This is a genomic window from Chitinophaga silvatica (assembly GCF_003419895.1).
GTDB lineage: Bacteria > Bacteroidota > Bacteroidia > Chitinophagales > Chitinophagaceae > Chitinophaga > Chitinophaga silvatica.
Window position 1 is genome coordinate 349,941 of the sequence record NZ_QPMM01000010.1, and the last position, 17,301, is coordinate 367,241.

Sequence of the window (17,301 nt, forward strand, 5' to 3'; positions counted from 1 at the left end):
GGATGCATAAGGATTTTATGCAGGATGTAAAAAAGTACAACTAATGTATTCCCGGGGGCAATTTTTTCGCGGTGGCATGATAATTACTTAATTTAAATTAAGATTTATGGAGGTATAAGTCATTAGTTTCATATAAACAGGAAAGCATGTTATCTAACCGCCATCTGGTATTTATGGAAGTGGCCCAGCAGAAGAATTTTTCCAAGGCCAGTCAAGCGCTCTTTATCTCCCAACCTGCCGTTAGTATGCATATAAAGGGGTTGGAAGAGCATTACAAAACCAAATTATTTGAAAGAAAGGGATTACAGGTTGAATTAACCGAAGCTGGTCAGCTATTGTATAACCGCCTGATTACAGTGCTGCATATACAACAGGAGACAGAATTTGATATTTCTGTAATGAATGATGAGCAACAGGCCAAGGGGGTGCTTCACCTGGGCGCCAGTACTACCGCTGCCCTGTATATTTTACCCAAGGTAATGTCGGCCTTTCATAAAGAATACCCACTGGTTGATATTACACTGCTAAACAGGAATAGCGAAATTGTATTACAGGCACTATTAGATAAGGAAATAAATATAGGTGTTACGGAAGAAAAAGGGCAGTTGAGCAATATTACCTACCAACCATTCCTGAAAGATCAGATTGTAGCGGTATGCAGCCGGCATAATCCTCTTGCCAGGAAAAAAAACTATGGCATTAAAGAATTGTTAAATATGCCTGTTGCCATCCGGGAACGGGGAAGCGGTACTTTGGAAGCCATCCGGCAAGGACTTAAGAGAAGTAAGATACAATTGAATGATTTGAAGATAAAAGTTAGGCTGGGGGGTACCGAAGCCCTGAAAAACTTCCTGCTGGAATCGAATTGCGTAGGATTTCTATCTACCCGTTCTATTGTAAAAGAATTGCAACATGGAGAACTAACTATATTATCATTTGAGGGGTTACGTATTGAACGTAATTTTTATTTCGTTCAGCGCAAGGGTGAAACGAGTGAACTGAATAAAAGGTTCATCAAAATGGCCAAATCTATCTATAATTATTAATTATAGGTTATAAGTAGATTATATAGCCAGAATTATAGCTTAAGCCCTACTTTTGAATGAGACAAAACTGCCGGTTTATGAACATGCTTTTTTATTACGACGAATTATACCATACTGCCGTTGAAAGAATTAATAAGATAGTAGATCTTTCCGTTAGTCAGAAAAACAGCCTGTTACAACGTTTGCAACAATCACCATTTCTTTCGGCTACTACTGAAGATATTGAACAGGTAACCAATAAAATAATACATTCATTAGGTTCGGTACTTTGTCCGGAAGCCTATGCAGATTATGCAGGCAATGGTAAATTACTGGAGATGGAAATGTTGGATAATGAAGAATAGGCTACTTCTATTCTTCATTATCAATTTTCTTATCTGTATTCTCTACAGGGGGCTTTTTTAAAATATCTTCCTTTTCCCAGGGATGGGATGCTAATGCCAGCAGTAAAGTATATCCTTCCACTAAATTCTTTTTGAATTCTGCCTTTTCATTTTCAGTTTTTATTCTCGCATGAAAGCGGAGAAAAACATCCAGATTTCTGTCTGGCTCCCAATTATTATTCTTGCTATCATTTAATTCATCCAACATGATAGCATGACGCTCCTTTAATAAAAAACTAAACAAGGCTTTTACTTCTTTTCTAAAACGGCTAAACAACAAAGGCATCCTGATTTTATTTACAAATACTCATATTTAGTGGCTCCCCGGCTTTCATGCCACGGGTATTGAACTCTTTAATCTCCCTTCTCATATTCGGATATGTAATTCTGATCTCGTAATCTGTATCTCTCTCCAACATCAGATTAATTTCCCTGCCCGATTCTCCCAAAAAGCACCACCCCATATCACGCTGCTTATTGTAGATATAAATACAGGTTCCTGCCAATTGCGGGCATACTGTACCCGTAAATGGAATTACGAGCATTGTAGGGATCTTATTTACTGTATAAATCTGAGGAGTGTTGATCATATAAATATCATCACTTCCCTTTCCATTCATTCTGTTGGAAGCAAAATAAGTACTGCCATTTGGAACCGGCATGAAATAAAAATCATCGCCCGGCGAATTCGTAGGATAACGTAAATTCTCAGGAGCACTCCATTGGGCTCTGCTTCCGGTAGCATGGAATATATCAAATCCACCCATGCCTACCCACCCTTTACTGGCAAAAAACAATCCACCGTCTAAAGCAATTGTTGGAAATTCTTCATCATCCGCAGTATTAATTGTTGGACCGCAGTTGACGGGAGCACTCCACTTACCATCTGCCTGCCGCTCACAATACCATATATCAGTTCCTCCCTGCCCTCCAGGCATATCTGAAGCAAAATAAATAATACTTCCATCTCCTGAAATCGCAGCATGACCTAAAGAATATTGATCCGGATTATTATAAGGGAAAGCACCTACGTTTTTCCATTGTCCGTTATTTTCCATTTCCGCCTCGTAAAGCTCTAATCTTCTGTAACCATATGTTACAGCCGGTTTACCTTTCTTCACTTTACCAAGAAGCTTCCGCTCAGGATAAGTAAGCGTATAATAAGCACGCCTGTAATCATTGGTAAAAACAACAGGACCCGAATGATATTTATACTTGTTAAATGCAGGAGAAAAATCCCTGACAAACACATAGCCATATTTTCCGGTATCAGCCGCATATAACCTGTAATAGTTTCTGCCAGTACGCTCATAACGGTTGCGATTATGCTTACTTCCAGGGTCTAATTGATTACGATATAAAGTATCAGACATAAAGACGATACTTCCGGTTCCGGGATAATAGACAGCCCCCCAATCTGATTTAGCTGTATTTAAGCGCTCAACATTAATGATGTTTACATTTGTAGGATGTTGCATCCAGTCTTCCGCCGCATTACAACCCTCTATTTTATTCTGAAGAACAGGTGATGTTGCTCCGCTTTGTGCATATTGACTATAAGCAGCTTTTGCCTCAGCATATCTTCCAAGGCTCTTAAGCATATCCGCATAATATAATCTGGCATCAGGCGGTGCATCGGGTCTGGCCAAAAGTTTGGAATACCAATCGGCTGCTCTGCCATAATCATTGATTTCCCGATATGAATTGGCCAGTCGTGCTATCACAATAGTTGGAGTTTTCTCTTTACGTCGGGCAACCACTCTTTCATACATAGAGGCTGCACGTGCATAATCGTACTTCGAATAGTAGATGTCGGCCTGGCGGCTAAGCGACTTTTGTTCCTGCGCCTGAACCGAGGATGCAGATAAAGCAATCAATAATATACCCAGAATTTTTTTCATAGATCAATATTATATTAGTAGCACCTGGATTATTAAAAATATCGTGGACTAATCACCCTTGGTTTTTTACCAGGGAATAAAAAGCCTAGAGATATTTCATGAGATCCACTTTGGAAAGAAGCCATTTTATTGATCATCAGATCATAAGAATAACCTAACCTAAGTTGATTGGTGATATTAAACATTACGATGGCACTGCATGCATCCAGTTGTTCGAGGTTGCTCGCTAAAGCAGGTTTGCTCCAGATCTTAACTCCGGTACGATAGGAAGCACCTGCCCAAAGCCTGTCGGCAATTAAAAACATGGCAGTAAGATCCACATTGGAAGGACCTTTAAAGTCTTCCTTCCACAATATGGAAGGTTTAAATTTTACCTGCTCCGACAGATCGAACATAGCACCAACATTTACATACAAGTGCTGGGTTTTGCGAATTGTTTTATACTGATATCCTCTCCAGTAATACCTGGTGGGATCGGTATATAGTGAGAAAAGGTCCATTACCGAAGCACCAGCATAAAATTTAGAGGTATAATAATAAACTCCAAACCGGGCATCCGGAATCCATGTAGAAGCTCTTCCCATCGGAATAGCTGCATCATTGTCATCTATGTATTTCAATGCATTTCCATCGATCCCATATTGAGTAACTCCGGCTCCTACTCCGATACAAAATCTTTTATCTCCATCTTCGTTTAATGGAATACGATAGGAATACATTCCATAAATGGAGGTAGCATCCTGAGGCCCCAGCTTATCATACATAGCCTGAAACCCTAATCCAACCCTATTATCGCGGGAAGCATTCAGCGCTCCATCAATTGAAACACCACCGGTTTGTGGTCCTCCCGGAAAATCGACCCATTGCTTACGATAAATAGCATTCGCAAAAAGATCTTCCTTATACCCCGCATATGCAGGGTTTACGGCCAGCATGTTGAAGGCATACTGACTAAACTGAAGATTTTGTTGCGCACCTGCTTTGCCGGGCATCAGCACAGGTGCAATACACATTAGCAATAATGCCCACCTTAGTTTTAAAAATGAATTCATATTGATTCCATTTAGGATGTCTGTAACAAACAGTTATCGTATTAATAAGATCCAACCCTTATACTTTCTCTCACCTTGTGGTGTACGTAATCTGAGGATATAGTAATATGTTCCTTCATTCAGATCATGTCCATCCCATGTATTATCATAGTTATTACTGTGGTATACCTGGTTACCCCATCTGTTGTAAATATCCAGAATAGAGCCAGGGTATCTGTCTATTCCCGGTATTACAAAGTGATCATTCTTACCATCTCCATCCGGTGTGATTGTATTCGGTATATCAATATCCCTACCTGTTATTTCCTGAGTAATAGTGACTGTATTGTCTGACAAGTCAGGATCGATTTCATTACCAGCAACTGTTGCTGTATTGGTAAGTGTACCTCCCGACATCAGTTTCACATTAAACGTTAGTGTTTCTTTAGTACCAGGTGCCATATCCGGGATAGTCCATATTATGCTCCGTGTACTTATATCATACACTCCTACTCCCTTAGTCGTAACAATATTGGTTGCCTGTTGCAGTTTATTTTCCAACGGATCTTTCATCACTACACCTGTAGCCGTATCCGGACCATTATTTTCTACTGTAATTACAAACTGCAGCACCTGATTTACATTCAATGGCAACGGTGTTGTCAGTTGTTTGGTAATCTTCAGATTTGCATACTTGGCAGTATTAATGATTACAGTATCAGTACCCGGGTTACTGATATCCGGTGGTCCTTCCACTACTGCTATATTCTTAATTGCACCGGCAGCCTTAATTTCAGTGGTATAAGACCAGGTAGCTGTTTCACCACCGTTAAGGGCGCCTACTGTCCATATCAGCCTGCGATCTGCACTATTAAACACTGCACTGCCTTTTGCAGGAGCGTTGAATACCGGATCACCCAGTTCTGTTGCAGCCGGTAATTGATCCGTTACCACAACAGGGTCTATGACAGTAGTTCCCGGATTATTGACCGTTAATGTATAAGTGACCTGCTGACCTATAGCGTAAGGACCAGTAGGTGGACTCACCGTCTTGGTAATATTTAATGTTGTTTTATTAGTTACCTGTGTGATGATGGTAGCGCTGCGGTTATTGGAGCTATCCAGATCCGGAACTCCGGCAGGAGTATTAATAACAGCAGTATTGGTGATAATGCCAACCTGCGATGCAGTACCTTCTATTTCAATTACGACTGTAGCTCCGGCCGGGAAGATGCCTATATCTGCTCTCACTACTTCACCAGTCAGACTGGTTGATACATTACCCGCACCACCGGTAGTTTGCACTACTGTGATTTGAGGCCGTGTAAGCGTTGCAGATATCGTATCCAGCATCACTGCATTATCAGCAGCATCAGGCCCATTGTTTTTAATCGTCAGCTGATAAACAACCTGACCATTCACCACTACCTGGGCAGGACCGGTTTTACTAATCGACAGATCTGTACTTGCTACTATAATTGGTACTATAGAAGTATCTGGCCTGGTGGTATCAGGAGGCCCGGTTACTATTGCAATATTGCGAATTTCGCCCGCACCTTTGATCACAGTGTTATAGTTCCAGGTTACATTCTCACCTGCAGCAAGAGTTCCAATATTCCATACCAGCACCCTGGTACTGCTATTGTAAGTAACAGTGCCTTTTGGTGGTGCACCATAAGTAGGATCACTAAGTAACTGAGCAGAAGGCAGCGTATCTGTAACCACAACAGACGGAGCGGACGCCTGTCCGAGATTGGATGCAGATAAAGTATATGTTAGCTGTTGCCCTACTTTATATGGCCCAGAATCCGGTGTTACTGATTTGGTAATATTAAGCTGACTCTTAGCTAATATGATAGTATTAACAGTTTGACTACGATTATTCGCACTATCAGTATCCGGTACTCCGGCCGGGGTATTTACAACCGCTATATTGGTAATTGCTCCTGGTTGTCCGGCGATTCCTGAAATCTGCAACACTACTTTACCGTTAGCAGGGAAAGTACCTATAGTTGCAGTGGCAATATTGCCGGTAACAGAAGTCTGTACATTGGCCGCACCGTTGCTGGTACCTGTTACACTGATTACCGGATTGAGCAACTGTGCAGATAAGGTGTCCTTAACCACGGCACCATCTGCCGCCCCTGGTCCGTCGTTATCTATCGTTACTGTATAAGTGATATTAGCACCTGTGTAAACGGTATCTGGTCCGGCTTTGGTAATAGCAAGATCGGTACCGGTAACCTGGATTACATTGGTAGAAGTATCAGGATTGCTTACATCAGGAGGTCCGGTAACTATAGCCACGTTTTTAATGTTGCCGGTTCCTTTGATGATTGCATCATAACTCCAGTTCAATGTTTCGCCGGCATTCAGCAATCCAATGTTCCATTGCAGTACTCTTGAACTGTTGTCGAAGGTAATAGTGCCTCTTGGAGGAGCAACATAAGTTGGATCACCCAACAGATTAGCTGCAGGAAGTGTATCTGTAATAAATACAGGATTTACTCCGGCATTGCCTGCATTAGTGGCCGACAAGGTATAAGTAACCTTTTGACCTACTGTATATGGTCCGCTTACCGGATTGATTGTTTTGGTGATGTTGAGGTCTATTTTTGGCAGCACAACCGTAGAAGCGGAGCTGGTATTATCTGGCAGATTGGTTTCTGTAACATCTGGCGGAGTGGTAATTGTAGCAGTATTGGTTACTGTACCCACTTCAGTAGCTGTACCAGTTATCTGCAATACAACCTGGCCAGTTACAGGGAAGTTACCTAACGTAGCCGTGAGCTTATTATTTACGATAGTTGCCTGTACATTGCCCGCGCCGTTATTGGTTTGTAAAACTGTTACTGTAGGATTAACTATACTAATCGGAATAGAGTCTTTAATCACTGCATTATTCGCATTGGCAAAACCAGTGTTATTTGCAGTAAGTGTATATATCACCTTACTACCAACATATACCTGAGGAGTAGCAGTTTTTACGATATTCAGATCTGCGGTACTGATCACGGTACTTACAACTTCCCTTGAAGGATAATCTGTTCCGTTTACACTTGCATGAGCAGTATTAAATACAGAACCGGCAGGGGCATTCAGATCTACTATACCATCAATCCTTATAACTAATCCGCTTGTATCGGCAGGAATATCGGCTACAATATTCAGGTTATTTCCATTGCCTGTAGCGCCGGATTTAATTACAGTATTTTTTACTACCTGGGTGGTCCATACTACATTCTGAAGTACGGAAGGTATCAGATCTGTAATCACCACGTTCTTAGCATCACTTGGACCAGGATTTAACAATGCGATTTCATATTCAGCATCCTGACCTCTGAACATCAGTGTTGGTCCTACTTTCAGAATCTGGATATTTGATTGAGTAGCAATTGTAACGGCCGTAGATGAAGAGGAAGATCCTGCTCCCGGTTCAGAAGGAGTAACTACAGCTGTATTGGTAATAGTACCTGTTGCACTACGAGGAACTAAACCTGTAACTGTAATCATCACTGTATTATTAACACCCGTTGGTATATTAGCCGATATATTGATGTTATTACCAACTCCGCTACTGCTTCCATTGATAGTTGCAGTTCCGGTAACCGTTGTTTGCCAGCTAACCTGAGTAATAGGAGCAGGTACCAGATCAGTAATTGCTGCATTAACAGCATCACTGATACCCTGGTTACTTACAGTTATATTATAGATGATCTGCTGACCAGCAATAATAGTTGACGGACCACTCTTAGTAATACTTAAGATTGGTTGTGGAACTACAACTGTTTCAACAATGGCCGAAGTATCTGCCACTCCATTGGGTTCGGACGGATATGCAGCTGCAAAGTTTTTCAGTGTATCACGGAACGCAGGAGATACAACACCATTTACAGTAATTGTTATCCGGTCGTTAGAGCCGGTTGGAAGGTCGCCGGTTACATCAATAATATTACCACTACCACTGGTTGCGCCATTGATTTTGGCATTACCAGAAGCAACTGCCGTCCACTTCACATTTGATACCGGTGCCGGCACCACATCCTGAATTAATGCATTCAGCGCCAGGCTAGGACCAGCATTATTGGCAACAATTGTATAGGTAATATTATCTCCTGACCTGATCACAGCAGGACCACTCTTAGTAACCTGCAATACCGGTTTGAGCAGCACTGTAGTTACGGCACTACTAGAATCGGCTGCTACTCCAGGTTCGGATGGTGTTATGGTAGCAGTATTTCTGATTGCTCCTTCAAAGGCCGAATCCATCGTTCCTTTTACTGCAACCAGTATTTCAGCACCGGCAGGAATATCGGCTGAAATATTTAATGTATTTCCAGTGCCTGTATTACCTGTATGTATCACTGCCCCTCCGCTTACTGATTGCACATTCCAGCTTGCATTTTTAATTACAGCCGGTACCTGATCAGTGATTACACTATTCACTGCATTACTTACGCCATTATTATCTACCTGCAATACATACTCAATTAATGCACCTGCACCCAGAGATACCGGACCGCTCTTAACGATCTTCAGCAATGGTTGTTGCAAAATCTGAGTGATTACAGGTGGTGAAACTACTGGCGGGTTAACGGTTAACTCAGGAGTCAGTGTAGCCGTATTCCTTAATGTACCGGTAGCACCAGGAGCAACTGTTCCTGTAACTGTAATAATTACTGCTGCATTATTAGTTGGAGGAATGCTTGCAACAAGCGACAGTTGATTGCCGCTTCCGCTGCCACCACTTTTAATTACTGCGCCGTTTAATGTGCTGGCTGTCCAGGTAACTCCTTGTATTCTGCTATCCAGTGTATCGGTCACTGTTAGGTTATTGGCAAATGCAGGGCCCTGATTGGTAGCCGTTATGGTGTAAACGATCTGTCCACCTGCTGTAACGGTAGCAGGACCATTTTTCTGAATATCAACAGCGGCAATACCGTCTACCTGTGTAGATACGGAGTCGCTTACTTCCGGGATACCTGTACCACTTGCAGTAGCCCTATTTAGAATAATGCCGTTGAACTGGTTATTTAAGGTGCCTGTTACAGTAATAACTACACTATTTCCAACACCTGCAGGAATATTTGCTGTGGTATTAATATTATTGGTAGTTCCTGAGAATGGCCCTGTTATGGAAGCGCCACCGAGTACAGAGGCATTCCAGCTAACATTTTGTATTTCAGCCGGCACTATGTCTGTAATCTTTATTCCGGAAGCATTTGATGGTCCGTCGTTCGTTACAACAATACGATAGGTGATTCCATTACCGGCAACTGCCTGTTTAGGGCCGCTCTTTCTTATTTTCACACCGGTAGACCGGCCTACTACTGTTTCAACCGTGCTGGTATTATTAGCAGGGTTATAATCAACCAGGCCTGTTACTTTAACATTAGCGGTGTTTACAATAGTACCCGCTGTGAAATTTCCATCCACTATTCCGGAGATGGTGATAGTGATGAAATTACTTCTGCCTGCTGCCAGCTTGGCTGGTAAATCGATATTACCTGAACTATCGATCTCCATACTATCCAGTATAGAACCATTTCCTGTTACAACCGCTTTCCAGCTAACATTGGTTATAGCCGGTGGTATTACATCCGTAATCTGCAACTGATTGGCATCTCTGGGTCCATCATTAAATATCTGGATGGTGTAATTAATTGGCTCACCTGCTAAAATATTTTGTGGCCCACTCTTTATCAACCTTACTTCTGTTGCATTATTGATTAAAGTAGTGATAGAACTTTCCTTATTACCACCAGCAGTTACAGTAGCAGTATTAGTAACAGTAGTTCCGGCAGTTGATTTAACTCTGCCTTGAATCAGGATGAAGATTGCATTACCTGCTCCTACCGGAATATCGCCCGTTGTTTGAATAGTATTGTTAGTTCCTGAAGTAGCTCCCGTAACTGTAGCTGCACCTAATCCGCTGGCATCCCAACGGGTTACATCTATGGCTGCAGGAACAAGGTCTTGAATCAATGCACCGGTAATGTTACCTGAGCCACCATTTGTTACAGTGATACGGTAAACAAGACTATCATTAATATTTGCAATATTAGGTCCGCTCTTGGAAATCCTGATTACAGGATCATTGTCTATTACCGTAGTAACTGAGCTGCTGTTATCCGCAGGATATGGATCCACAATCGTTCCAGGCGGTAATGATACTACTCCGGTATTGGTAATGGTTGTATTATTTGTAACCGCCGGACTAACGATACCAGTGATTGTTACCAATAAATAGGTATTTGAATCGGCCGGTATATCGGCAGTCAGATTTACATTACCATTTCCTGAAGTCGGAGAAATGTTGGTTACATTTCCTATCGTGGTGGTGGTCCATGTTGCATTTAGAATATTTGCCGGTAGTATATCTCTTACAATGGCACCTACAGCAGTAGACGGACCATTATTTTCCACTCTCAGTACATATTGGATAGATTCACCAGCAGCCCTGTTTGCCGGACCGCTCTTGGTTAATCTCAGATTCGCCAATCTGGAAATCGTAGTAATAACAGTAGATGTATCTGAATTTACAAATACAGCAGGGTCATTTACAACAATAGCTGTATTAGTCATAGTTGGATTAGGATACACCGGATCTACCAATCCAATAACGGTTATATGAATAGATGATAATGGAGTATTAGGAATATTACCGGTGAGAAGGATATTACCAGTTCCGGTATTACCACTGGTAATAGTTGCGCCATTCACGCCAGTGGCTGTCCATGTAGCATTTAGCAATCCGGCAGGCAGATTGTCTTTGATTGTAATATTGGTAGCGTCACTCGGGCCAGCATTAGTGATATCAATATCATAACGCAGACCGCTACCAGCAGGGGCTTCAGCCGGACCAGATTTACTGATCTGCAACTTCACTTCCCTTGTCACAGTTGCTGTTACATGCGAACTAACCGGCGGTACACCAGGTTCTGCTGGTGTAGCTACTGCTGTATTTTCAAGTGTTCCGCTATAATCTCCTTTCAGGGTACCATTGATCAGGATTGTTACTGCATTTTGTTCCCCAACCGGAATATCGGCAACTACTCTTACCTGATTACCGGAACCAGAAGCGCCAGACTGAATAATTGTAGAACCGCCACCGATGGCTAACCAGCTGGCATTTAACACCGCAGCCGGAATAGCATCTGTAATCACTGTTCCTATTGCATTGCTAGGACCAACATTCACTACTTTAATTCCGTATATCACAGGTTCTCCTGCTCTTAATTCCTGAGTTCCCACTTTAGTAATCAGCAATCCGGGTTTGCTCGAAATTGTAGTTACAACAGTATCAGAGTTCACCGGAGGATTTCCGGATTCTGAAGGAGTACCGATCGCAAAGTTGCTGATAGTTTGAGCACCAGCGTCTGGAGGAATAGTACCAATTACTGTAATTGTTACCAATCCCTTCACCGGAATATCTGCAGTTACCCTTAATGCATTTCCTGTTCCGGTAGCACCATTATCAACCACTGCTCCACCACTGCCAACTGCCTGCCAGCTAACATTATTTAAAAGGGCAGGCACCTGATCTGTAATAACTGCATTTGCAGCACTTGAAGGACCCTGGTTAGAAACCAAGATGGTATATGTAACATTATTTCCGGAATTAGCGGTAGTCGGACCTGATTTGGAGATTCGCAGCGCTGTTTGTTTGGTAACCGTAGTAACCACCGGAGTAGCAGATCCAGGAGTAGCGCCAGGTTCTATTGGCTGGTAAGTAGCGCCATTCTGGAATGTACCGCTAAATGTAGGATCAATAATACCGGTAACAGTAATAGTGACAGTGGCAGTTTTACCACCTGGAATATCGGCGCTAAGATCTACATTATTACCTGTGCCATTAGCCCCTCTTATTATATTGGCTCCATTAGTACCAACTGCCGACCAGGTTACCTGTTGTACCTGTGATGGCACCTGATCATTGATTGTCAGTTCCTGTGCATCAGCAGCACTTATATTGGTTACAATAATCTTGTAGGTAATCTGAGATCCAGCTGCCGCAGTAGAAGGACCGGATTTGGAGATAGTTAAATTAGGAATTCTCCTTACTCTCACTACTTTGGTAGCACTTACCGGAGGTACCGGTTCTGATGGAGTTGCAGTAGCTGTATTGGTAATACTTCCCTCCAGAGATGACGGAGTGGTACCTGTTACGGTTACGGTAATTGTATTGGCAGATCCTGCAGGTATAGAACCAGTAAGGCTTATATTATTTCCGGTACCGCTATTTGTTCCGGAAATAGTAGCATTACCAGCAGCAACAGCCATCCAGGTTACATTCATCAATTCAGCAGGAACTGCATCTGTAATTTTAAGATTATTTGCATTTGCATTACTGATATTGGATACAGTAATGGTATAAGTAATATTGGTTCCGGCGCCTACTATATTGCTGGCCGATTTTGTAATTGCCAATTGAGGCAGCCTGTTTACAGTTGTAATTTTTGTGGCGCTATCGGTAGTTCCTGTACCCGGTAATGGGGCAACAATAGCTGTATTGGTAATCTTTCCATTAAATGCCGGATCAACAGTTCCCTGTATGGTGATCGTAATATTATTTCCAGTACCCGCTTCAATATCACCTTTCAGATTTATATTATTACCAGTACCATTCCTTGAACTGGTAATTGTTGCATTACCGTTGCCAACTGCACTCCAGATAACATTCTGAAGCGTTGAAGGAACAATATCAGATATTGTAATACCTGTGGCATTACTAGGGCCATTGTTGGTTACAATAACCGTGTAGGCAATACGGGAACCTGCACTGGCAGTATCAGGACCTGTTTTTGTGATATTTAAACTGGCCTGCTGACTCAACGTTGTGGTTACAACATTGGAGTTAACAACAGGGATATTTAATTCGGAAGGTGTAACAACTGCACTATTTTGTATAGGATTTACAGCAGATGGCCTGATAGTACCCTTGATAATAATCCTGCACAAACTACCAGCATTCAGGTTGGCAGTTACCTGCACTGCATTTCCAGATCCTGTTCCACCGTTAGTAATAGTGCCGGTGCCGCTAACAATGGAGGCCGTCCAGATTACATTTGTAATGGATACTGGCACATTATCACTGATCAACGTAGCTGTGCTGTTTGATGGACCATTATTTCCAACATCCAGCGTGTAGGTGATAGACTCCCCGGCTACTGCAGTTGCCGGACCACTCTTCACTGCTGTTAGTGCCAGAGATTTCTGAACAGTTGCTACATCAATATCCGTTACCGGAGGTATACCTGGTTCTGAAGGTGTAGCCGTTGCAAGGTTGGTAATAGTACCACTAAAACCAGGATTAACAGTTCCTGTAATATTAACAATGATGTTATTTGAACTACCCGCTGGTACGCTTCCAACTACTCTGATAATACTACCGCTACCAGTCTGACCGGAGGTTATCACAGCTGCACCTTGTGCGGTGGCGGTCCATGTTGCATTCTGAATAGCAGCTGGTAATGTATCCGTTATTACAGAATTCACCGAATTACTTGGGCCGTTGTTCATCAATGTCAGCACGTAATTGATGGGTTGACCGGCAATAACTACCGGGCCTCCAGTATGGCTTTTATCGATGATCAGCCCCGGAGAACTGGTAATTAATGTATGGGTAGTATTAGAAGTTGAAGGATTTACAGTTACTTCTGTAGGAGTAATATTGGCAACATTATCTATGTTTCCTGTTGCATCAGACTTTACTGTTCCGGTAATTTTGATATATACTTTACCGGTATCTCCACCAGGCATATTTGCACGAACCTGCACTAAATTTCCGGTTCCTGTATTGCCGGAAAGAATAGTGAGTTTACCTGTTGCGGTAGCCGTCCAGCTAACATTTGTCAGCTTACCGGACACCTGATCTGAGATCAGGGTATTAACGGCATCACTTAATCCGGTGTTATTGACAACCAGATTAAAGGAAATATTGCTGCCGGCTATGGTGGAAGAAGGTGCAGACTTAATTGCCTGGAAGAACGGTTTACGAACCGGTGATACTGTTATTGTACTGGTTGCACCATTAGGATCTGGCACATCAGGCGATACAGCGGTTGCTGTATTGGTAAGATCACCTTCAAAGGAAGGGGAGATCTTACCACTTATTGTAATAATAACAGAGCTTCCATTATTTGTAGGAATATTTGCAACAACATCAACATTGGTTAATGTTGAATTATTTTGAACTACCTGTGCACCACCTGTAATATTCACTGTAGCAGCACCACTTGCAATGAAGCCTGCAGGTAACGGATCTGTAATTCTTACATTGGTAGCATTACTTGGGCCTGCATTTACAACAACAATACGATAGATGAAATCCTGCCCTGAAATATAAGGGCCCTGTTCCAATATTGTTTTCTCGATCTGAATATCTGCCAGCGAAATGTAGGTTAATACAATTGTATCTCTGCTAGGCGGACAAAAATCATTTTCAATTGTCCACACCAGTGTTGCACTGGTATTAGGTGAAAGTGTGACAGCTGTATTATTATGATCAGGATTCGCAATGAATGCAGTACCGCTAACAACCGTCCAGGTACCTGCACCTACAGTTGGTGCATTAGCATTCACTATAAATATACCAGTATTGTATTGGGTTTGATCGGGTCCTGCGTTGGCAGTAGTTGGAGGAGCCGTAATGGTTATGCCTACTGTACTGGAAGAAGATGCGCAACTTCCATTTGCAATAACCCATCTGAAAACATAGTTCCCTGGCTGTAGTCCACTTACTGTAGTTGCCGGATCATTGCTGTTTGCAAAGCTGGCGGTTGTAGGGCCGCTTACCTGCATCCAGGTACCCGTACCTACTGCAGGAGTATTGGCGGCAAGGATAGTTGACGTTGCACCACATAAATTTTGATTTGGACCTGCAACAGAAGTTGAAGGTTTTCCATCAATATTAAGTGTAAACGGATAAGTGACAGAAGAACAATTACTACTACTATTATTAAAGGTGATATTAAAATGATAAGTACCAGGGGCAATTCCTGAAGGAATCACTACACTTATTGGAGAAGCTCCCAGCGTACCATTGGTAATACTAATGAAGCCAGGTATATCTGAACTGGTCAGGGAATACCTGTTCGGGCTTCCGGATGTAATAGTATAAGGTAAAGAGAATACAGTAGTTCCTTCACAAATACTATTTACAGTACCCAGAGTGGCTGAAATATTAGGATTAACATTTACCAGGAAGGATTGGGAAGCACCATTTCCGGAGCATCCATTTACGGTGGCGGTAACACGATAATATGTATTTGCAGTTAATGCCCCCGTATTTAATGTGGCACCCGTCTGGCCTGCAACCACTGTCCATCCACTGGTTCCATTAGCACTGGTTTCCCACTGATAAGTAATACCAGTTGATGGAGTTCCGGATCCTACCGCGTTAATAGTTGCCGAAAGCTGGGTGCTCGTATTATAACAGATAGGTTGATTTCCACTTATACTTACAGTGAAGTCTATTACTTTTAATTCTATAGGCGAAGAAGTAACGCGGCAGTTAACGTTACTGATTTCTGTTGTTCCACCAGCTGCCACTACCCTATATTCATAACCTCCTACGGCATTAGGAACCGAAAAAGTATGTTGATTGTTACCACCATTATTAACAACGCTACCTACATCTGTCCAGTCGGTTGCTCCCAGCAATCTTCTCTGTAACTGGAAGAAGTAGGAAGAATAGCTTCCTGCCGGCAGGCTTACATCTAATGTAGCAGTGCCACCTTTACATACTGGGCCAGATCCCTGAGTGAAAGTAATTGGCGGGCCACATGCTGCAAAAGCTATATCGTCCAGTGCCAGGTCATTACCATTGCTGCTGGGTGTATTACTGAATATTTTGAGGATCACTGAACTGGTAGTAGAAGGCATTCTGAAAACGCCAGCCTGGCGTACCCAGGTACCGGGCGACTGATAACTTACCTGTCCGGTAGATACACTGGCCAACGGGGTTCCATTAGGATCGTTGGCATCCATAATATCAAATCTCAGGCTAGGTTTGGATACTCCGCTCTGAGGATTTATATTCATGATCCATGCAGAAAACTCAAAAGTCGTTCCTGCACATAATCCGGTTATAGTACGCTGATAAAACTGATCGGGTGTAGCATTTGCATCTACCACCATACAGTAACCGGTAAAATCACCGGTGGTGTGATCTGGTCTATCAACAAAATAAGTGTTATTGTAACCCCTGGTTGTATTACTAATGGTATACTGACCAGGATAAGGACCAACTGGTCGACTTACGGTAGCCGGGCTATAATAAGTATAAGTAGTAGTTCCGGCGGCCAGTGGTGGGCCCAGGGTAGGCCTTACCGTAGTTCCGGCGTTACCGAATGTTTCCTTAAATATTGGATCTCCTAAAGAGCCAGTACAGGACTGTGCAATTGTTGTGGCTGGTAAAAATACAGAAAGGAATATAGTGATATATGCTATATATCTCCGGGAGATTGATTTTTTCCTATCTAACAAACGTGATAAGATCAATCTGGATCCCAGACAATCGGTAATTGAGGACATGGATGACTTAAGCCACATAAAATAAAATTTGAGTCAATCTGGCGCTAACCAGTTTATCATCAGAGGATCAATACAGCCATCTGCATACTGCCACATGACTATCATTGAGGTATTTTATTAAATTTTCCAGGATCAATACAGCCGTCTGCATACCGCGACATCGCTATAATTGAGATATTTTATTATAGTCTTTCAGGATTAATATAGCCGTCTGCATCTTGCGACAAGACTATAATTGAGATAATCTTTAAAATTCTGTCAGGATCAACATTGCTGCTTGCATAAACAGACGTACAAACCAGATATAGACACTACAGCCACAAATGCCGATCAAAAAAATTGGGAGATACAAATCGATTTTTCTACATCCATCGACGACAAAGTATCTAACAGGATTTATCAA

General features: G+C 42.3%; 6 protein-coding genes. 2 read left to right on the forward strand and 4 right to left on the reverse strand.

The genetic code is table 11. The features are described 5' to 3' along the window. Nucleotides 1-146 precede the first annotated feature (146 nt). Nucleotides 147-1,046, forward strand: coding sequence for a LysR family transcriptional regulator (locus DVR12_RS19295; RefSeq protein ID WP_116977424.1), 900 nt, complete (start codon nt 147-149; stop codon nt 1,044-1,046). Nucleotides 1,047-1,123: 77 nt separating this feature from the next. After that, a complete protein-coding gene (locus tag DVR12_RS19300) occupies nt 1,124-1,390 on the forward strand; it encodes a hypothetical protein (protein ID WP_116977425.1) in 267 nt (88 codons plus the stop codon). Between the two features lie 7 nt (nt 1,391-1,397). Here the strand turns inward: DVR12_RS19300 and DVR12_RS19305 are convergent, their stop codons facing one another. The 4 genes from DVR12_RS19305 to DVR12_RS19320 are packed head-to-tail and all read right to left on the reverse strand — an operon-like array spanning nt 1,398 to nt 16,916. Then, a complete protein-coding gene (locus DVR12_RS19305; protein WP_116977426.1) occupies nt 1,398-1,715 on the reverse strand; it encodes a hypothetical protein in 318 nt (105 codons plus the stop codon). 7 nt (nt 1,716-1,722) lie between these two features. Next, nucleotides 1,723-3,330, reverse strand: a complete 1,608-nt coding sequence (locus DVR12_RS19310) for a tetratricopeptide repeat protein (protein WP_116977427.1) — start codon at nt 3,328-3,330, stop codon at nt 1,723-1,725. 32 nt (nt 3,331-3,362) lie between these two features. Continuing rightward, on the reverse strand, nt 3,363-4,382 hold the full coding sequence (locus tag DVR12_RS19315) for a PorP/SprF family type IX secretion system membrane protein (RefSeq protein WP_116977428.1): 1,020 nt from the start codon (nt 4,380-4,382) through the stop codon (nt 3,363-3,365). A 33-nt stretch (nt 4,383-4,415) separates the two neighbouring features. Continuing rightward, nucleotides 4,416-16,916 (reverse strand): DUF7927 domain-containing protein, encoded by a 12,501-nt coding sequence (locus DVR12_RS19320; RefSeq protein ID WP_116977429.1) that lies wholly within the window; start codon nt 16,914-16,916, stop codon nt 4,416-4,418. Between the last annotated feature and the right edge of the window lie 385 nt (nt 16,917-17,301).